The organism is Umezawaea beigongshangensis (genome assembly GCF_016464305.1).
GTDB lineage: Bacteria > Actinomycetota > Actinomycetes > Mycobacteriales > Pseudonocardiaceae > Umezawaea_A > Umezawaea_A beigongshangensis.
Window position 1 is genome coordinate 79,768 of the sequence record NZ_JAEIOJ010000009.1, and the last position, 18,014, is coordinate 97,781.

Consider the following 18,014-nt stretch of genomic DNA (forward strand, 5'->3'; position numbering starts at 1 on the left):
ACTATTGCGTTCGGCGTCACACGGTGCAATGTTTCATTGCATTTGGCTTCAGTGTCAACGCATCAATTTGCGGGCCGTGACCTGCGCTTATATTCATCGATTGATTGACAGAATTTTTGAAGGCAACGTAGCTTTCAATTGTGATGAACACGGACTCCCACGACGAGCCGGTCACTCCGTCCTTCGACCGCGCACCCGCCTGTCCCTTCGATCCCGCTCCTTCGCTCACCGCCCTGCGCTCAGAGCAGCCGATCGCCCGCCTGGCCGCGCCCGAGGGCGCCCCCGGCGTCTGGATGATCACCAGATACGACCTGGTCCGCCAGATCCTCGCCGACCCGCGGTTCAGCTCCCGCTGCGAAACCCACTACCACCCCCTGGAGGGTGGGCACCTGCCGCCCGCCCCCGTCGGCGATCTGACCGGCATGGACGCACCCCAGCACACCCGCTTCCGCAAGCTGCTGGCGGGCAAGTTCACCGTCCGCAGGATGAACCTGCTCACCGAGCGGATCACCGAGATCACCCGTGAGCGGCTCGACGCGATGGAGCGGCAGGGGCCGCCCGCCGACCTCGTCGCGGTCTTCGCACAGCCGGTCCCAGCGCTGGTGATCTGTGAGCTGCTCGGCGTGCCGCACGGGGACCGCGATCGGTTCCAGAGCTCCACCCGGGCACTGGCGGACACCGGGACCGCTCAGGCGCAGTACGCCGCCTTCGTCGAGCTCGGCACGTACCTGCGGGAGCTCGCGCTCGCCAAGCGGGCCGAGCCGACCGACGACCTGCTCAGCGACCTGGCCACCGACGGCGACCTGACCGACGAGGAGCTCGGCGGCGTGGCCGCGTTCCTGCTCGGCGCCGGGCTCGACACCACCGCCAACATGCTCGCGCTCGGCACCTTCGCTCTGCTGCGCGACCCGGCCCAGCTCACCGCCCTGCGCGGCGACCCCGACCTGGCCGTCGGCGCCGTGGAGGAGCTGCTGCGTTACCTGTCCGTCGCCGCCACCGGCATGCGCGGCGTGCTGGAGGACGTGGAGCTCGGCGGCAGGCAGTTCAAGGCGGGCGACACGGTCGTCATCGCGATCAACGCCGCCAACAGGGACCCGGCCAGGTTCTCCGACCCCGACGTGCTCGATCTGCGCCGCTCGGCCGCCGGGCATCTGGCCTTCGGCCACGGTGTCCACCAGTGTCTCGGTCAGCAGCTCGCCCGCATCGAGATGCGTGTCGCGCTTCCCGCGCTGCTCGTCCGCTTCCCGACGTTGCGGCTGGCCGCACCGGCTGAAGAGCTGTCGCTGCGCACCGACCCCTCGCAGGTCTACGGCGTGCACAGCCTGCCCGTCACCTGGGATCGGGGGTGAACGCGATGCGCACCTCCGTCTCGGTGACGGGACTGCGCAAGTCCTACGGCGCCCACCGCGTCTTGGACGGCATCGACCTCACCATCCCGCAGGGCACCGTCTTCTCGCTGCTCGGCCCCAACGGCGCGGGCAAGACCACCACGGTGCAGATCCTGTCCACCCTGATCAAGGCCGACGCGGGCGAGATCCGGGTGGCCGGGCACGACCTGGCCGAGGAACCCGACGAGGTGCGTGCCGCGATCGGCGTCACCGGCCAGTTCTCCGCGGTCGACAGCTTCCTCACCGGCGAGGAGAACCTGCGACTCGTGGCCGACCTGCTCCACCTCGGCCGAACGAGGGGACGCGCGCGCGCCCGCGAACTGCTGGAGCGCTTCGACCTCACCGACGCCGCGCGCAAACCCGCGGCCACCTACTCGGGCGGCATGCGCCGCCGGCTCGACCTCGCCATGACCCTGGTCGGCACGCCCGAGCTCATCTTCCTCGACGAACCGACCACCGGCCTGGACCCCCGCAGCCGCCGCACCATGTGGCAGATCGTCAGGGACCTCGTCCAGCAGGACGGCGTGACCATCTTCCTGACCACCCAGTACCTGGAGGAGGCCGACGAACTCTCCGACCACATCGCCCTGCTCAGCCAGGGCCGACTGGTGGCCGAGGGCACCCCCGAGGAGCTCAAGCGAATGGTCCCCGGCGGCCACATCGTCGTGCGCTTCGCCGATCCCGACGGGTACCGCAGGGCGGTGAGCCACGTCGGCGCCACCTCCAGCAACGACGCGGCGCTCACCGTCCAGATCCCCGACCCCGGCGGGATCAGGCCGCTGAGGCAGCTCCTGGAGTGGCTGGACACGCATGCCATCGACGTCGCCGAGCTGTCGGTGCACACCCCCGACCTGGACGACGTCTTCCTCGCCCTGACCGAGGAGCCCTCCCGATGAGAGCGATCACCGACTCGGCGACGATGCTGCGGCGCCAGGTCACACACATCTGGCGCTACCCCACGCTGATCCTCACGTTCGTGGCCGTGCCCGTGGTGTTCCTGCTGCTGTTCGTCTACGTCCTCGGCGGCATCATGGGCGCCGGGATCGGCGGCGACCGCACCGCCTACGCCGGTTACACCACCCCCGGCATCATGATCATGACGATCGCGAGCGCCGCGCAGGGGACAGCGATCTCGGTGGCCGTGGACATGACCGAGGGCATCGTCGCCAGGTTCAAGACCATGGCCATCGCCCGCGTCTCCGTCCTCACCGGGCACGTGCTCGGCGCGCTGGTCCAGAACTTCATCGCGATCACGGCGGTGACGCTGACGGCTCTGCTGATCGGCTTCCGCCCCGGCGCCTCTGCGCTGGACTGGCTCGGGGTGATCGGCGTGCTGGCGATGTTCGCCTTCGCCATCACCTGGCTGTCGGTCGCGCTGGGCATGGTCACCGAGAACGTGGCCACGGCCAGCAACCTGCCGGCGCCGCTGATGCTGCTGCCGTTCCTGGGCAGCGGCGTGGTCCCGCCGGAGTCGATGCCGGGCCCACTGCGCTGGTTCGCCGAACACCAGCCGTTCACGCCGGTCATCGAAACCCTGCGCGCGCTGCTGGCCGGGCAGCCCGCAGGAGCCAGCTTCGCGGCGGCGGCGCTGTGGAGCGCGGCCATCGCGCTGGGCGGATACCTGTGGGCACGCAGGCTCTACAACCGCAGCGGGTAGACGTGCTCAGACGCGTTCTCCAGCACTTGGCCTACTGGTTCTCGCGCCACTGGTCGGCGAGTGTCTGCCCGGCGACATCGCCATCAGCGCACCACCCGTGATCATCGGGCCGATTCCGCTCCGCGGCGGTGGCGCGCTGCTGATCCGCCCAATGCGCCTCCAAGCGGTTCAACCGTCATCGCAGCTTCGGCGAGGCCGGCCTGACCGACCGTCCCAGCGCTCCGCACCCGCCGGATCCTCGACCCGACGGAGGAGAACAACCGCGCGCCCCGCCGAATCATCGCCCGGTGGCCCGGTCCTGTGGTCCACCTCGACGTGAAGAAGGTCGGCGTGATCCCCGACGGCAGCGGGTGGCGGGTGCACGGCCGGGGCAGCGAGCAGGTCAAACAAGTCGGACCCGCCAAGAACACCGCCACCGGGAAGTCCGCCGCGCAGCGCAGCTGCACCCACCTGCACTCCGCGGTCGACGGGTTCTCCCGTCTGACCTGCACCGAGGCCCCGCCCGAGCTGCGACCGGGGCAGTGGCTGCGCTGGCAGATCACGGGGTCCGAGGAGGATCGGAACGGTTTTTAGCGGTAGTCATCTCTGCTGACGGCGAAGCCCCCAGCAGAGATGGAGTGTTCACAGCGCTGGTTCTGGCTATGCCTCGGTCGTCGGAGGCGCGTGCAGGTCATGCTCCGCGGCGGTGACCTGGGCCGCGGGGCGTGGTGGCAGGTGCCGGTAGAGGCTGGTGCGAGTGATCCCGGTCTTAGACCTGGTCTCAAAACTCGGCGTGTCGCTAGGTGAACCAACGGCCCGCCCCTGGCTCCGCACCGCCCGCTCGTGGGCCCGGCCCGGCGGACCGGAAGTCCGTCAGAGAGACTGGGGGCCAGTGCCCGCCCTCTCGACCTGGAGCCTTTGATGCCGCAAGGGACCGTCCGTTGGTTCGACGCCGAACGTGGTTTCGGCTTCCTCGCGCCCGAGGACGGCTCGCCGGACGTGTTCGTGCACGCCTCCGAGATCGTCGAGGACGGCGGCGCGAAAGTGCTCCGCGAGGGTCAGGCCGTCGTGTTCGAGGTCGGCGAGAACGACCGCGGGCCCCAGGCGCTGCGCGTTCGCGTCACCGCCGATGCGGCCACCGGCAGCGCCGTGGGCCTGCTCGGCACCGTCAACTGGTACGAGCCGGGCAAGGGGTACGGCTTCGCGTCGCCGGACGGCGGCGGCGCCGACATCTTCGTGCACAGCTCCGCCATCGTGACCGGCGGCGTGGTCACCGAGGGGCAGCGGGTGGCATTCCTGATCGTCGAAGGCGAGCGCGGCCCGCAGGCCGGGCACGTGATCCCGCTGGGAGCAGGGGCCGGCTCACCCGCTGCGGCTGGTATCTCGGACGGTGCCGACGGCACGGTGGCCTGGTACGACGAGGACAAGGGCTTCGGCTTCATCAACCCCGACTCCGGCGCCGGGGACATCTTCGTTCACGCCAAGGCCCTGGCCGAGGGGCTGACGTGGCTCGCGGAGGGCGACCGCGTCGCCTACGACGTGGCTAGTGGAGACAAGGGCCCGCAGGCCCGCGACGTGCACCTGGTCCGGAGCGCCGAGCCCCAGACGGCGCCGCAGCGGTCGGCACCTGCCGCGGCCGCAGGGCCGGCCGCGCGGGACGTGCCCGTACGAGGCGGCGAGGGCGTCGTCGCGCGCTACGACGGCGACCGCGGCTTCGGCTTCATCACCCCGGACGCAGGCGGCGACGATCTCTTCGCCCACGTGTCCGTGATCATGGGGTCGGAGCCGCTGCAGAAGGGTGACCGGGTCCGGTACGCGGTGCGTCAGAGCGACCGGGGCCCGCAGGCCGACCGCATCGAACGCCTCTGAAGAGGCGGCCCCACCGATGGCTGATCACTTCCCGACGAGAGTGCTCGTTCATCCCCGTCGATGGTGCCGTCAGCAACGCGGCTGCAGCCTCCTCCAGGAGATCGATCTCCCTCGTGGTGACGGGGGCCCCGTGCCGACCCGAGGACCTGCTCCGCGCTCAGAAGCTCACCAGTCACCCCACCCAACGACCCAGCGGACCCGGCCGAGGCGGGACTTGCCCTCAATCCCGCGCCGGGCGATACGGACCTTGATACCGCGGCGGGTCAGGTAGCGGCGGCAGCGGCGGTAGTCGTGGCCCTTGTCGGCGTGCAACTTGTCCGGTCGGCATCGTGGCCGGCCCGCCCGGCCGCGGTGGCCACGCACGGCCGGGTTCGTGTCCAGCAGCGGCTCGAACAGCATGCTGTCGTGGGTGTTTGCCGCCGACAACACGATGTGCAGCGGTAGCCCGTTCGCGTCGCACAGAACGTGGTACTTGGAGCCGGCTCTACCCCGGTCAGTGGGGCTGCGACCGGTCAGCTCGCCCCCCTTTTCGACCGCACCGACACCGCGTCGATGCAGCCTCTGGTCCAGTCGAGCTCGTCGATGTTGGACAGCTCGTCGAGCACGAGCTGGTGCAGCCGATCCCACACACCAGCGTCCTGCCACTCACGTAACCGCCGCCACGCGGTGTGCCCGGAACCGCATCCGAGCTGCTCGGGCAGGTCTCGCCAGCGGCAGCCGGTGTCGAGCACGAACAAGATCCCCTCTAGCGCGGCACGGTCATCGATCCGGGGCCGCCCACCCGGACCGCGCGGCGCTGGTCGGGACGGGATCAGGGGGTCGATCAGCTCCCAGAGCCGGTCTTCGACCCGCCGCTGCTGCGTCGTCTTCGCCATGACTGCCCACGATCGACGACCAGGACCGGCAGGTTGCGCAGTGACACACCCTTAAGTTTTGAGACCAGGTCTTAGTGACGATCTCGGCGATCGTGCTGCCGGTGTCGCGAAGGTGCGCGGCGCAGGCGAGCTTGTCGGGGTCGACGACGGTGGGCCGCCCGATCCGCCGGCCTTTCGCAGTCGCAGCCGCGCAGGCACCGGCGGCGCGTTCGAGGCTGTAGGTGCGTTCCATCTGGGCGAACAGCGCCAGCAGCACGACGGCCAGCTGGGCCATCGGATCATCCGGGTTGGCGGAGTCGACCGTGATGGGGTCGGCGAGGGTGCGGATGCCGACTCCGCGCTCGGCCAGGTCGTGGATCAGGTTTGGGGTGTCGCGCACGGTCCGCCCGAGCCGGTCGAGGGTGTGGATGACGATGACGTCGCCGTGACGGGCGAAACTCATCGCCGCCTGCAGGCCGGGCCGGTTGGTGGTGGCCCCGGACTTCTTGTCGACGTAGATCCGCTCGGGCGGGATGTCGGCCGCCTCGGGCGCCATGATTTGCCGATCAAGATGTTGCCTGGGACGGTCTCGACCTGGGCGTCTGTGATCGGCGCCGAAGCTGGCCGCCGGTGTCCCACTTCCAAGGGGGTGGGACGGCCCGGCAGGCCGCCTGCACATCCCGCCCTTGCGGTAGAAGCTAGGGCGAAACCCGGTGGGTGAAGTTACCGCTGTCCGATCGAGACCGTTGCCCGCTGAGGGTCCGTGCCCAGGGCTCGTCGACGTCGGCCAGGCCGAGGGTCAGCGTGACATTTTCGAGCATGCCGGCGCCGAACCAGTGCCGGACCGCAGCGTCGTCGTGGTTCAGGAGCTCACTGACGAGTTCGACCTGTCGGGCGTAGCACGTGCGCACCGCCTCGGCCACGAGCGGCTCATCAGCTGCGCAACTGGCCTGCATGAGGAACCGCATGACGTCCCGGTCCTGGATCAGGGTGCTGTAGGCGGACCGGATCGCACGCATCACCCCCTCCGCCTGCCGGGGCGGCCCGGCCTCATCGGTGCTGGCGCCGGCTCCGGTCAGAGCATCCGAGAGCAGCTCGGACACGTGGAGGACGGCACCGGCGAACAGCGCCTCCTTACTGGCGAAGAGGCGGTAGACGTAGGGCTGAGAGATTCCGGCCCGTTCGGCGATCTCACTGGTTGTCGTGCCGTAGTAACCCTTGCGCGCGAAACAGGCCACGGCAGCGTCCAGCACGACTCGACGGCGTTGATCGCTTTTCACGCTGGAGCCGGGGGCGGGCATGTCTGCCAGTCTTTCACTGCGGGGTGAGACGGGGTTCGAGAGGGGCAACACGGGTGAGCGACCCATCTTGCCCCCCTCTCACCCCGTCGAATCGGGATCAGCGCCCTGCGGGCCACGACACGTCTTGGCCACTGGCCGCCTGGTCGGGGGTCATGGCCTCGATGACCACGAGAGGGTTCCAGTAGTCGACGAACCGCTCGACCAGGCCCGCCTCGTCGAGGCGGATCACCGTGATGACCGTCTGCTCATACGGCTTGCCGGTGCTGAGGACGCTTCCCTCCGAGCGGTATTCGGCGACCGCGGTGCGGGGGTCGGTCGTCTCGATGAACTTCACGTCGACGAACTTCACGTCGAAGGTCTGCGGGAAGCCGCGCATGTGGGCGATCAGCGCCTCGCGTCCCTGCACCCGGGTGGGCACACCGGCGGGGGCGAAGGGGAACTCGACCGTGCCGTCCGCAGCGTACAGCTCGATCCACTCGTCGATCTGGCCGGAGGACACCAGCCGCAGGTGCTCTGCCAGGGCGTGCTGTGCGGGGGTGAGTTCGCGGGCCGGGTTGGCGTTCACGGTAGCTCCTTGGTTAGTGATTGAACAATAACAAACCTAACCGGAGGCCGCCGAATAGCAAGGGTGAGGACCGTCACGGCCCAGCCAAGACAGATGTGGGCAGTCCGCATGGCGATCAGGACCGAAGGTCACCAAGGTTCCGGGCCAGCAGCGGAGGTGTCCGGCTCGCGAAGCCACAAACCGTAGAAGCAGTGGGACGCTACGTCACCAAAACGGCCCTTAGTTCACCCGCACCGCGACAACCGCAGGTGCCTTCCCCGCACAGCACTACGGCAAGGGATGACGCACCACCCGCCCACGACGGGACGGGCGTGTCCGCGACGACTGCGACTCCTGCGACACGGACCTCGCCGCCCGCCACGTCCCGGCGAGCGCTGCGGCCCCGACGGCGCCGTGCCGCGCTCCCCCTGCCCCCCCCGAGCTGATTGCCACCGCACCGCATCGGCCGCTGACCAGCACACGACACGTCCCCCGCCGAGCGAGGAGGCGGAGACGGCCGGTGGGACGACGGCGTCGACGAGCGCGCACCAGCACCACCTCCACCCGATCCCGAGGAGCAGGACCGGTGACCGGGAACGACCTGCGGCGCGCGCAGGTCACCGGCGCGGAGCGCATCCGCGGTCGTGGTGCGGAACGAGATCAGCGGCAAGACCCTCGCCCTGGCCGTCTACGTCCCACCGCCACGACGACGCTGGAGAGCCTGACCGCAGAAACCACGATCCGTCGGCGTGTGCCGGCACGGGAAGCTGCCGCGACGGGGCGCAGCCGCACCGGTGGGCGACGCGGTGTTGGTGACCACCTCGATCAGCTCGTCGGCTGCTGCGGTCGTGGCCCGCCGGACTCGACGCCCGCGCCGTGGTCGATCAGCCGCGCGAGACGCTCGGCGTCCTGCGTACCCGGCGCGGGTGAGTAGACCACCAGGCGCACGTCGCAGCCGGGAACCTGGAGGACGTCGCCGTCCAGGGCGAGCGTGCCGACGTCGGGGTGGTCGACGTGCTTGCGCATGCCCCGGTAGCGGGCCGGTCGGGCGGCGGTCCACCGTTCGACGAACTCGGGGCTGCTGGCGTGCAGCGCGCTGACGAGGTCGGTCAGCTCGGCGTCGTCGGGGTGCTCCAGCAGCGCCACCCGCAGGTCACCCACGATCGCGTCGCGGAAGGTGTCGTCCTCGCCGGGGTCGACCCACACGCACGGGTTGCGCTGGGTCATCTCGTACCAGACGACGTTGCGCGCTCGCCCCCGCAGCGCCGCAGAATCGCCCAGCAGTGCCGTCCAGGCGTGGTTCCACCGCAGCAGCCACCAGTCCGCGGAGTACACCGCGACCGGCCACTGCCACATGCGGGCGACCATCCGCTCGACACCGTCGGGCACCACCCGGGTCACCGACCCGGTCGCGGGAGCCAGCCCGGCGGCGCGGTGCAGGAGGGCGGAGTCGTCCTCGTCCAGGCGCAACGCTCGGGACAGCGCGGCCACCACGGGCGCGGAGGGGCGGGCGGCGCGTCCCTGTTCGAGCTGGACGAGGTAGTCCACGGAGACCCCCGCCAGCAGCGCCAGCTCTTCACGGCGCAGCCCCGGAGTCCGCCGCGCGGTGGCGACCACGCCCGTGAACTCCACGTCGCAGCGGTTCCGGAACCCGCGCAGCAGCGTCCCCAGCCCCGGGGCTCCCACCGTCCTGGTCATCCGCTCCGCCACGTCACCATTCTGCCCCGCCTCGCGGGTCGAGCGCTCCCGCGCCGCGGGTGGTACCAGCAGTCCTACCGAACCGCACCGCCTTCCGCGCGCCCGTCCCCGGTCGCAGAGTGTCGGACATGGACACGATCACTCTCGTCACCGGCGGCAACAAGGGCATCGGACGCGAAACCGCCCGGCGGCTGAAGCAAGCAGGGCACACGGTGCTCATCGGCGCCCGCGATCCCGAGCGGGGCCGGGCCGCCGCGGCCGAGCTCGGCGTCGGACTGGTGCACCTGGACGTCACCGACCAGACCAGCGTCGACGCCGCGGCCGCGCGGGTGCGCGCCGAGCACGGACGCCTGGACGTCCTGATCAACAACGCCGCGGTCAACAGCGTGGTCGCGCCGCTGGAGCGGACCACCGCGCAGGACGCCGCCGCGGTGCTCGACGCCAACCTGCTGGGGGCGCTGCGCGTCACCAACGCCTTCGTCCCGCTGCTGCGGTCCTCCCAGCACCCCCGGATCGTCAACGTGTCCTCCACGGTGGGCTCCTTCGCGGCCACCCTCGAACACGACATGTTCGACTGGCAGGTCGTGCCGCCCGTCTACGCCATCTCCAAGACCGCGTTGACGATGCTCACTCTGAAGTACTCCCGAGCCCTGCCCGGAATCCTCGTCAACGCCGCCGACCCCGGCTACACCGAGACCGACCTGAACGACCGGCAGGGCACCCAGACCGTCACCGAGGGCAGCGACGCGATCGTGCACCTGGCCACCCTCGGCGACGACGGTCCCACCGGAACCTTCGTCAACCGCGACGGCACCGTGGCCTGGTGAACGTGCGGGCGGTGTTCCCGTCCGCACCGTCCTCGGTGCATCCCGTGCTGCACCACCGGCAGGAGCACCGCCCCGCACCACCGCGTCTCAGATCCGCGCACCCTGGGGGGAAGGTTCCGCGGACCGGCTCGTGCGCGACCGGTTCCGGCTCACCGACTGGTGTGGTGCGCCGGGTTCCGGGAACCAGGAAGCCGCAGGACCGGTCCGCACGGCCCGTGCCGCTACCGGACGAGGTGGCTCTCGACGTGGTCGATCACCGATGACACGGCTTGCCGGTAGGCGGTGCTCGACCGGCGGACCTGGGACAGCAGCATGCCGCCCTGGACCGCGGCCAGCAGCGCGGTGGCGAGGGCGTCGGTGTCGGCGCTGGGGCTCAGTTCGCCGCGTGCCTGCATGCGCGCGAGTCCCGACCTGATGGGAGCTTCCCAGCGGTCGAAGGCCGCGGCGAGGCCGGTCCGCGCCGACTGGTCGCGGTCGGCGAGTTCGCTGGCGAGCGAGCCGATCTCGCAGCCGCCCTCGCATCCCGCGGCGTCCAGCCGGTCCCCCGCGCCGTCGCACCACTCGCGCAGGGCCTCGATGCTGTCCAGGTTGTCCAGCAGGGGACGTTGCTGAGCGATCTTGGCGTCCGTCTGGTGGTCGACGACCGCCAGGACCAGGCCCTGCTTGTCGCCGAAGTAGTGGTAGATCTGCGACGCGCTGACCCCTGCGGCGGCTTGGACGTCCGGGATGCTCGTTCCTCCCGCGCCGTGGCGGAACATCAGCTCCGCGGCGGCCTCGACGATGCGTTCACGGGTCTTGCGGCCCGGCGCGGTGAGCCGGCGCTTCTGCTGCTGTTCGGGCTTCACCGGTGTGGTCACCCGGCCACGCTACCAAAGTTGGAATTGACATTCCAACGATGCGTCGCAGAGATTGGAGAAGTCATTCCACTCCAGGACGACCCCTCCCAGACAGGTGCGCACCATGCCCCTCGACCCCCAGATCGAGATCCTGCTCGAGCAGTTGGCCGCGCGAGGCGGACCGGCCCCCGAGAGCCGAACGGTGGCGGAGAACCGCGCAGCCGGACGCGCCTTCGCCGCCCTGGCCGGTGATCCCGAACCGGTCGCCGACGTCCGGGACACCACCATCACCGCCGTCGACGACGGTCGCAGCATCCCCGTCCGCGTCTACCGGCCCGCCACCGAACCGGACGCCGCACCGCTGCCCGTGACGCTGTTCTTCCACGGTGGCGGATGGGTCTTCGGCGACCTGGACACCCAGGACCACATCGCGCGCACCGTGACCGCCCGATCCGGCACGATCGTGGTCTCCGTCGACTACCGGCTGGCACCCGAGCACCCCTTCCCGGCCGCGAGCGACGACGCCTACGCCGCGCTGACCTGGGTCGCGGACAACGCCGCCGGGTTCGGCGGCGACGCGGAGCGCATCGCCGTGTTCGGCGAGAGCGCCGGCGGCAACCTGGCCGCGGCTCTGGCACAGCAGTCCCTGCGCCGCGGCGGACCCCGCATCACGCTCCAGGTGCTCGCCTACCCGGCCGTCGACCGGTTCGACGACAGCCCCTCGATGTACGAGCACGCGACGGGACCGGTCCTGTCCCGCTCCTACCTCGAGTGGTTCTGGGGCGCCTACCTCAGCTCTCCCGACCAGGGCGCCGACCCGCGGGTCTCCCCGGCGCGCTCCGACGCACTGGCCGGACTCCCGCCCGCCGTCATCGCCACCGCCGAGAACGACCCCCTGCGCGACCAGGCGGACCGCTACGCCCGCAGGCTGGCCGACGCCGGCGTGCCGGTCCAGCACCTCCCGGTCGAGGGCGCCGTCCACGGGCTCCTCTCCTTCACCGGCTCCGTGCAACTCTCGCGAGACGTGCTGGACCAGCTCGCCGACACCGTGGCCACAGCCTTCCGCTGACCCGGCCCGAGCAGCACCGCGCAGCCGCGGGCCCAGACCCCTCCCTCGAACACGACCTGCTGCCGGCCCCGCGTCCTGCCGATGACAGCGACAGCCCGCATCCCCCGCTCCCCCACCGCGACGGTGGGCCGCTCGACGTCCGACCACTGCTCGACCGTCATCGGCCCCCAGCGGGTGCGCGAGAACAGCGGTCACCGAAACAACCGCCACCGGCAGTCCTCCAGCAACTCCACCGGCGCATCAGAACCCGCACCTCGTTGCGCGTCGAGGTCGTGACGCCGATGCGGCCCACGCGGTACCCGCCGACGGCGTCGCGGACCGGCCCCGGTCGGCAGCACCGGGGGCGGTCGCGGCGATCTCGCGCGGGACGGGCGGACGGTGCGGGGGAACCGTCGGCTGACCGGCAGCGGCGTCGAGGTCGGCGGCGATGATCGCTTCGAACTCCGTGCGCACCCACAGCGGGTCGGCGCAGGGCAGCTCGGCGATCACGTCCGCGGGTCAGGCGTCGACCTCCTCGCGGGTGCCCGGCCCGGCGCCGACCTCGATCTTGCGGGGCTTGGCCCGCTCGGCGACCGGGATCCGCAGCGTCAGCACACCCGCGTCGTAGTCGGCGTTGATCCGGTCGGAGTCCAGGGCGTCACCGAGGAACAGCTGCCGGGAGAACACACCCGCGGGCCGTTCGGACACCTGCAGCTCCACCGGCTGCTCGGTCGTGACGGGTCGGCGCTCGGCCTTGACGGTGAGCACGTTGCGCTCGACGTTCACCTCGATCGCGGCGGGGTCGACGCCGGGCAGGTCGAAGGCGACGACGAACTCGTCTCCGGCGCGGTAGGCGTCCAGCGGCATCGCCGCGGGACGCGACCGGGTTCCGGCGCGGTCGTCGAAGACCTGCTGGGTCAACCGGTCGAGACCGCGCAACGGGTCGGTGCGCATCAGCATGATCCCTCCCTGTCGTGTCGGCTCGGGCATCAACGCACACCACAGGTGTACCACGTCATCCGAACGACGACAAGTGGGAGTGTCATCAAGGAGATGACGTACGAGCGGCAGCGGGTGCACGCACCACCGGTGCGGCGTCCAGACCGACGCGAAGGCCCTCGCGGCCGACTCCGGCAGGTCGGCTCCGGTTCCACGGCCGGCCTGCCGGAGTCGCCACCCCTGTCCGCGGGTGTGCGGCGGAGAGTTCCGTCGGGCTCTCCCCACCGCACACCCGCGACGGTCTACAGCAGACCGCGGCGGTAGGCGGCGACCAGCCGCCGCGGCACCACGAGCTGGCGACCGTCGAGGGCGGTCACCGGGACCAGGTCGGGCACCGCGGCCTTCCACTGCGAACGGCGGTGACGGGTGTTGCTGCGCGAGGTCTTGCGCTTGGGGACGGCCATCTCAGCGGGGCCTCTTCCCGTAGCGGCGGTTGAACTTCTCCACACGGCCGGCGGTGTCCATCACGCGCTGGTTGCCGGTCCAGAACGGGTGGGAGTCCGAGGTCACGTCGACCGTGATCAGCGGATAGGTGTTGCCGTCCTCCCACTCGACCGTGCGGGTGGACGTGGCCGTGGACCGCGTCAGGAACGCCGTGCCCGTCGACTGGTCCTGGAAGACCACCGGGTGGTAGTCGGGGTGGATGCCCTGCTTCACAACTCCTCCATCTCGTCGTGCCACTCGGCGAACGGGTCGACGAACTGCAACTCGTCCGCCAGAGCCAACTCCTCGTCGGTCAGCAGTGCGGCGCGCAGCGCGGCGACGATCTCCTCCGGCGCTCCGGGTGCCGCGGTGATGACGACCAGTTCCTGCGACCGGTCGCCGTGCTCGGGGTGCCAGGTCGCCGAGGCCACCGCCCGGCGTTCGGCCGGGAACTCCGACCAGTCGTCCACGGCGGCGAGCCACGGCCCGAGGTCGCCCACGCTCAGGCCACCGCCGGCCGACTCCAGCCACAGCGCGGCGTCCGGCCGACTCGCGATCCACACCCGGCCGCGGGTGCGCACGACGCCGTCGAACAGGACGTCGAGAGCCTCGTGCAGCCGCACCGGGTGGAACGGGCGCCGCTCGACGAAGTGGACGACCGTCACCCCGTGGGCCGGTTCCAGCGGCGGTTGCCCGTGCAGCAGGGCGCCGAAGCCGTCGTCGACCCTTCCCCTGCGCGCGTCGCCGGGGACGGCGGCCAGCAGGGCGGGGACGTCCAGCGCGTGCCGGTCGCGGCGCGGCGCGCGCGGGTTGAGCCGGTCCAGCACGGCGTCGAGCACCGGGTCGGTTGCGACACCGGTCAGCACCAGGGCGTCGGCGAACTCGGCCTGTCCGACGACGACCTGCGCCACGGTCCGGTCGTCGCCCTCGGCGGCGGCCAGGCCGCGGTCGGCCAGCGACTCCTCGCCGGTGGCGTCGGTCAGCCAGGTATCCCGGTCCACCACCGTGATCACGGCCTCCACCCGGACGTCGACCTCGCGCAGCGCGAAGCAGACCGCGTCGGGCTCCAGCGCGGGGTCCAGGTGGACCACGACCCGGCCACCGAGGCGTTCGAGCAGGGGCAGCAGGTCCAGCCGCAGGGTGCAGGAGACGCAGCCGTGCGCGAGTTCCAGCACGGTCAGCTCACCGTCGACCCACCGACGCACCACGCCACCGGCGAGGTCGCGCAGGTCGTGGCGCACCAGCACCGATCCGGGGCAGGCGCGCCAGAGCTCCTCCGCCACGTCGTGGTCGGCCGGACCGGCCACCAGTACGACCTCTGTTCGCATGTGGGCTAGCCTATCGGAAACGATTGTCATTTCGGAAATGGAGGCAGACGTGTCGTCACGGCACTGCCAGGTCACCGGGCGCAAGCCCGGTTTCGGCAAGCAGGTCTCGCACAGCAACCGGCGCACGTCCCGGCGCTGGCTGCCCAACACCCAGCGCCGCCGGTACTGGTTGCCCTCGGAGAACCAGTTCGTCGTGCTCACGGTGTCCGCCAAGGGCATCAAGACCGTGGACCGCCGCGGCATCGAGTCCGTGGTCGCCGGGCTGCGCAAGCAGGGGGTGAAGGTCTGATGGCCAGGGGCACCGACGTGCGGCCGATCATCAAGCTCCGCTCCACCGCGGGCACCGGCTACACCTACGTCACCCGCAAGAACCGCCGCAACGACCCGGACCGGATGGTCCTGCGCAAGTACGACCCGGTCGTGCGCAGGCACGTCGACTTCAAGGAGGAGCGCTGATGGCCAAGAAGTCCAAGATCGCCAAGGACCGGCAGCGACGCGAGGTCGTCGCCCGCTTCGCCGAGCGGCGCGCGGAGCTGAAGGAGATCGTCCGCACCGACTCCGACCGGCGCGACGAGGCGCTGGCCGCGCTGCAGAAGCTGCCCCGCGACGCCAGTCCCACCCGGCTGCGCAACCGCGACGCCGTCGACGGTCGCCCCCGCGCCTTCTTCCGCGCCTTCGGACTCTCCCGCATCCGTCTGCGCGAGATGGCCCACCGGGGCGAACTGCCCGGTGTGACCAAGTCCAGCTGGTAGGAGGAGCCGTGCCCCGCCCCGAACGCCCCGTCAAGCGCCGCGTGAACGCCCTGCACAAGGAGGGGGTGACCACCGTGGACTGGAAGGACGTGACGCTGCTGCGCAAGTTCGTCTCCGACCGCGGCAAGATCCGCTCCCGCCGGGTGACCGGTCTGACGCCGCAGCAGCAGCGCCAGGTCGCCACCGCGATCAAGAACGCCCGCGAGATGGCCCTGCTCCCCTACCCCAGCAAGGGACGCTGAGCGAGCCGGTGCGCCCCGCCGTCACGGCGGGGCGCACCGACGCGCACCGTCCCTGCACGACGATCACCGGGTTGACATGACTTCCGATACACGCGTTCCCGTCACGGTGCTGTCCGGCTTCCTCGGCGCGGGCAAGACCACCCTCCTCAACCACGTCCTGGCCAACCGCGAGGGACGCCGCGTGGCGGTGGTGGTCAACGACATGAGCGAGGTCAACATCGACGCCTCGCTCGTGGCCGGTCGCGGCGGTGAGCGCTTGGTCGAGCTGACCAACGGCTGCATCTGCTGCACACTGCGCGAGGACCTGCTGGACAGCGTCGGCGCGCTGGCCCGCGAGGGGCGCTTCGACACGATCCTCGTCGAATCCACCGGCATCTCCGAGCCCATGCCGGTGGCGGCCACGTTCGAGTGGACCTTCGAGGACGGCACGAGCCTGTCCGACCACGCCCGCCTGGACACCACGGTGACCGTGGTCGACGCCTCCGGGTTTCTCGCCGAGGTGGAGCGCGGTGACCGGCTCGACGAGCGCGACCTCGCCGCGGCCGAGGGCGACGAGCGCGGGATCTCCGATCTGCTGGTGGACCAGGTCGAGTTCGCCGACGTGCTGGTGCTGAACAAGATCGACCTCGCCACGCCCGAACAGCTCGCCACCACCGAGGGTCTGCTGCGCGAGCTCAACCCGAGCGCCCGGCTGATCCGCGCGCGCCGCGGCGTGGTGGACCTGGCCGAGGTCCTCGACACCGGGCGCTACGACCCGGTCACCGCGGCCTCCTCACCGGGATGGGCCGAGGAACTGTCCGGTTCGCACACCCCCGAGACCGAGGAGTACGGCATCCGCTCGGTCACCTACCGCGCCGACCGCCCCTTCCATCCCGCTCGCCTGGCAGCGGCGCTGGAGGGCTGGGAGGGGGTGGTGCGCAGCAAGGGCTTCTGCCACATCGCCAGTCGCCCGCACACCCTGGCCGTCTGGTCGCAGGCCGGGCCGAACATGACGATCGAGCCGGGTGAGCTCCTCGACGGGCACAGCGCCAGTCAGGAGCTGGTGTTCATCGGTATCGGTCTGGACCACGACGAGCCTCGTCGCCGCCTCGACCCGGCACTGCTCACCGACGCCGAACTGGAGGCCGGTCCGGCTGCGTGGCGGTGCCTGGACGACCCGCTGCCGCCGTGGGACGACCTGGAGGCGCACGACCACGGACACGCCTTCGCACTTCCTCACCACCCGCCGCAGCGGTGAACCGGGTCGTCGGCCACCTCCGCTGCGAGGACGGCCGCGGTGGCGTCCTCGGGCTCGGCACTTCGACGAACGCCACGATCGGCCGTGGAGCCCGGTGGCGCGGTCAGGTCCCGCGCGCCTGCCCGACGCCTGGCAGCAGGACGCAGCGGGACGCAGCAGCCGCGGGCCGTTGAGAGCCGCGACGACGGTGGAGCCGTCGTGCCCGGCCACGCCCGGCGGCAGCGGACGGTCGCGGGTGTTCGGGGACATCCTCTCCGCAACCGCTCCCGCGCCACCGGACACGGCACACCACTCGTCACAGTCCCCTCGCGGCGATGCTGCGGCCACCGGTGACTCTCAGCAGGTCGAGCTTGCCGGCGTCCGTTGCCCCCTGCCGTCGTGGTGCAGGTGACCAGGCGCAGGTCGGCTCCCGGAACGGTGAGGACATCGCAGTCGAGGACCAGCTCCCCGACCAGCGGGTGATCGATCACGCACTTCGGCGACTTCCGGCACAACACGGGGATGGTCCCGGCACCGCGGTGGCGCTCACCCCGCGATCTGATGACCCCCGCCACCACGGCGAGCACCGACACCCTCACCGCGGGCCGCGCCGCCCATTCCACCAGCAAGCTCGCGGTCATCCACCTGGTCCACGAATTGGCCCGGCGTCCACCGGCCGGAGTCGACATCTTCTCCTGGAACCCCGGCTTCGTCCCCGGCACCGGCCTGGCCCGTGACGCCAGCGCCGTCCAGCGCTTCGCCGTGAAACGCATCATGCGCCTGATGACCCTCACCCCGCTGTCGGTCAGCGCCAGGACCGCCGGGCAGCACCTCGCGCGACTCGTGCTGCGCGACCAGCCGGCGGAGAACGGCGCCTGCATCAGCCTCGACGAGGCCGAACCGTCCTCCGCCGAGTCCTACGACCCCGACCGCGAACGAGAACTGTGGCACGCCTGCGACCAGGTGTCCGCCCTCGCCTGACGGGGGAATCGCCGGGGCCGACGAACGAGACGGAACGGGTGCGGTCGCCTGGAAGTCGCTCGGAGTCGCCAG

Annotated in this window: 22 protein-coding genes and 2 pseudogenes; 13 read left to right on the forward strand and 11 right to left on the reverse strand. The window is 71.0% G+C overall.

Translation table 11 applies throughout. The features are described 5' to 3' along the window. Window positions 1-16: 16 nt before the first annotated feature. Complete coding sequence (locus tag IMZ35_RS31860; protein WP_307868560.1) at window positions 17-301, reverse strand: hypothetical protein; 285 nt, start codon at window positions 299-301, stop codon at window positions 17-19. Between IMZ35_RS31860 and IMZ35_RS21745 the strand changes: the two genes are divergently transcribed. The 5 genes and pseudogenes from IMZ35_RS21745 (at window position 294) to IMZ35_RS30885 (ending at window position 4,893) form a co-directional block, all read left to right on the forward strand. Then, entirely contained in the window at window positions 294-1,349 is a 1,056-nt protein-coding gene (locus IMZ35_RS21745) for a cytochrome P450 (RefSeq protein ID WP_307868561.1), read from the forward strand. The two genes, IMZ35_RS31860 and IMZ35_RS21745, sit on opposite strands and share 8 nt — an antisense overlap. 5 nt (window positions 1,350-1,354) lie before the next feature. After that, window positions 1,355-2,284 (forward strand): ATP-binding cassette domain-containing protein, encoded by a 930-nt coding sequence (locus tag IMZ35_RS21750; RefSeq protein ID WP_199443000.1) that lies wholly within the window; start codon window positions 1,355-1,357, stop codon window positions 2,282-2,284. Further along, entirely contained in the window at window positions 2,281-3,045 is a 765-nt protein-coding gene (locus IMZ35_RS21755) for an ABC transporter permease (protein ID WP_199443001.1), read from the forward strand. Before IMZ35_RS21750 ends, IMZ35_RS21755 begins: the two co-directional genes overlap by 4 nt. A 228-nt stretch (window positions 3,046-3,273) precedes the next feature. Next, a pseudogene (locus tag IMZ35_RS21760) lies at window positions 3,274-3,543 on the forward strand (IS481 family transposase); the annotation flags it as partial. Window positions 3,544-3,945: 402 nt separating this feature from the next. Then, the gene (locus IMZ35_RS30885; protein WP_199443003.1) at window positions 3,946-4,893 is read left to right on the forward strand and encodes a cold-shock protein; all 948 of its coding nucleotides are present in this window, start codon (window positions 3,946-3,948) and stop codon (window positions 4,891-4,893) included. 183 nt (window positions 4,894-5,076) lie between these two features. Here IMZ35_RS30885 and IMZ35_RS30890 read toward each other — a convergent pair. From IMZ35_RS30890 to IMZ35_RS21795, 5 genes and pseudogenes are all read right to left on the reverse strand, one after another. Next, window positions 5,077-5,768, reverse strand: a pseudogene (locus tag IMZ35_RS30890) (IS5 family transposase); the annotation flags it as partial. Then, on the reverse strand, window positions 5,653-6,426 hold the full coding sequence (locus tag IMZ35_RS21780) for a recombinase family protein (RefSeq protein ID WP_267877213.1): 774 nt from the start codon (window positions 6,424-6,426) through the stop codon (window positions 5,653-5,655). The pseudogene IMZ35_RS30890 and the gene IMZ35_RS21780, both read right to left, overlap by 116 nt. A gap of 19 nt (window positions 6,427-6,445) precedes the next feature. Then, window positions 6,446-7,048, reverse strand: coding sequence for a TetR/AcrR family transcriptional regulator (locus IMZ35_RS21785; protein ID WP_199443007.1), 603 nt, complete (start codon window positions 7,046-7,048; stop codon window positions 6,446-6,448). A gap of 97 nt (window positions 7,049-7,145) precedes the next feature. Then, window positions 7,146-7,613 (reverse strand): nuclear transport factor 2 family protein, encoded by a 468-nt coding sequence (locus IMZ35_RS21790; protein ID WP_199443008.1) that lies wholly within the window; start codon window positions 7,611-7,613, stop codon window positions 7,146-7,148. A gap of 804 nt (window positions 7,614-8,417) precedes the next feature. After that, a complete protein-coding gene (locus IMZ35_RS21795) occupies window positions 8,418-9,302 on the reverse strand; it encodes a helix-turn-helix domain-containing protein (protein WP_199443009.1) in 885 nt (294 codons plus the stop codon). Window positions 9,303-9,418: 116 nt separating this feature from the next. Here IMZ35_RS21795 and IMZ35_RS21800 point away from each other — a divergent pair, with 116 nt between their 5' ends. Further along, on the forward strand, window positions 9,419-10,117 hold the full coding sequence (locus IMZ35_RS21800; protein WP_199443010.1) for an SDR family NAD(P)-dependent oxidoreductase: 699 nt from the start codon (window positions 9,419-9,421) through the stop codon (window positions 10,115-10,117). 221 nt (window positions 10,118-10,338) lie between these two features. Here the strand turns inward: IMZ35_RS21800 and IMZ35_RS21805 are convergent, their stop codons facing one another. Then, a complete protein-coding gene (locus tag IMZ35_RS21805) occupies window positions 10,339-10,974 on the reverse strand; it encodes a TetR/AcrR family transcriptional regulator (RefSeq protein WP_199443011.1) in 636 nt (211 codons plus the stop codon). Between the two features lie 103 nt (window positions 10,975-11,077). Here IMZ35_RS21805 and lipP1 point away from each other — a divergent pair, with 103 nt between their 5' ends. Next, a complete protein-coding gene (gene lipP1 / locus IMZ35_RS21810; RefSeq protein WP_199443012.1) occupies window positions 11,078-12,022 on the forward strand; it encodes a LipP1 family hormone-sensitive lipase in 945 nt (314 codons plus the stop codon). A 498-nt stretch (window positions 12,023-12,520) separates the two neighbouring features. On the opposite strand, the gene IMZ35_RS21815 is transcribed toward lipP1, so the two are convergent. From IMZ35_RS21815 to mrf, 4 genes are all read right to left on the reverse strand, one after another. Beyond that, complete coding sequence (locus IMZ35_RS21815) at window positions 12,521-12,961, reverse strand: Hsp20/alpha crystallin family protein (RefSeq protein ID WP_199443013.1); 441 nt, start codon at window positions 12,959-12,961, stop codon at window positions 12,521-12,523. A gap of 281 nt (window positions 12,962-13,242) precedes the next feature. After that, entirely contained in the window at window positions 13,243-13,404 is a 162-nt protein-coding gene (gene rpmF / locus IMZ35_RS21820; protein ID WP_199443014.1) for a 50S ribosomal protein L32, read from the reverse strand. Window position 13,405: 1 nt separating this feature from the next. Beyond that, entirely contained in the window at window positions 13,406-13,657 is a 252-nt protein-coding gene (locus tag IMZ35_RS21825) for a type B 50S ribosomal protein L31 (RefSeq protein ID WP_199443015.1), read from the reverse strand. Then, window positions 13,654-14,751, reverse strand: a complete 1,098-nt coding sequence (mrf, locus tag IMZ35_RS21830) for a ribosome hibernation factor-recruiting GTPase MRF (RefSeq protein WP_199443016.1) — start codon at window positions 14,749-14,751, stop codon at window positions 13,654-13,656. Before mrf ends, IMZ35_RS21825 begins: the two co-directional genes overlap by 4 nt. Window positions 14,752-14,788: 37 nt before the next feature. Between mrf and rpmB the strand changes: the two genes are divergently transcribed. The 6 genes from rpmB (at window position 14,789) to IMZ35_RS30900 (ending at window position 17,942) form a co-directional block, all read left to right on the forward strand. Then, window positions 14,789-15,040: a 50S ribosomal protein L28 gene (gene rpmB, locus IMZ35_RS21835; RefSeq protein WP_199443017.1), complete on the forward strand. Its 252-nt coding sequence runs from the start codon at window positions 14,789-14,791 to the stop codon at window positions 15,038-15,040. Then, window positions 15,040-15,207 (forward strand): 50S ribosomal protein L33, encoded by a 168-nt coding sequence (rpmG, locus tag IMZ35_RS21840; protein WP_199443018.1) that lies wholly within the window; start codon window positions 15,040-15,042, stop codon window positions 15,205-15,207. Before rpmB ends, rpmG begins: the two co-directional genes overlap by 1 nt. After that, complete coding sequence (rpsN, locus tag IMZ35_RS21845; RefSeq protein ID WP_199443019.1) at window positions 15,207-15,503, forward strand: 30S ribosomal protein S14; 297 nt, start codon at window positions 15,207-15,209, stop codon at window positions 15,501-15,503. The genes rpmG and rpsN overlap by 1 nt, the downstream gene beginning before the upstream one ends. A gap of 8 nt (window positions 15,504-15,511) precedes the next feature. Next, window positions 15,512-15,745 (forward strand): 30S ribosomal protein S18, encoded by a 234-nt coding sequence (rpsR, locus tag IMZ35_RS21850; protein ID WP_199443020.1) that lies wholly within the window; start codon window positions 15,512-15,514, stop codon window positions 15,743-15,745. A gap of 76 nt (window positions 15,746-15,821) precedes the next feature. Next, a complete protein-coding gene (locus IMZ35_RS21855) occupies window positions 15,822-16,982 on the forward strand; it encodes a GTP-binding protein (protein ID WP_199443021.1) in 1,161 nt (386 codons plus the stop codon). Window positions 16,983-17,522: 540 nt separating this feature from the next. Then, window positions 17,523-17,942, forward strand: coding sequence for a Rossmann-fold NAD(P)-binding domain-containing protein (locus tag IMZ35_RS30900; protein ID WP_229373026.1), 420 nt, complete (start codon window positions 17,523-17,525; stop codon window positions 17,940-17,942). Window positions 17,943-18,014: the final 72 nt, after the last annotated feature.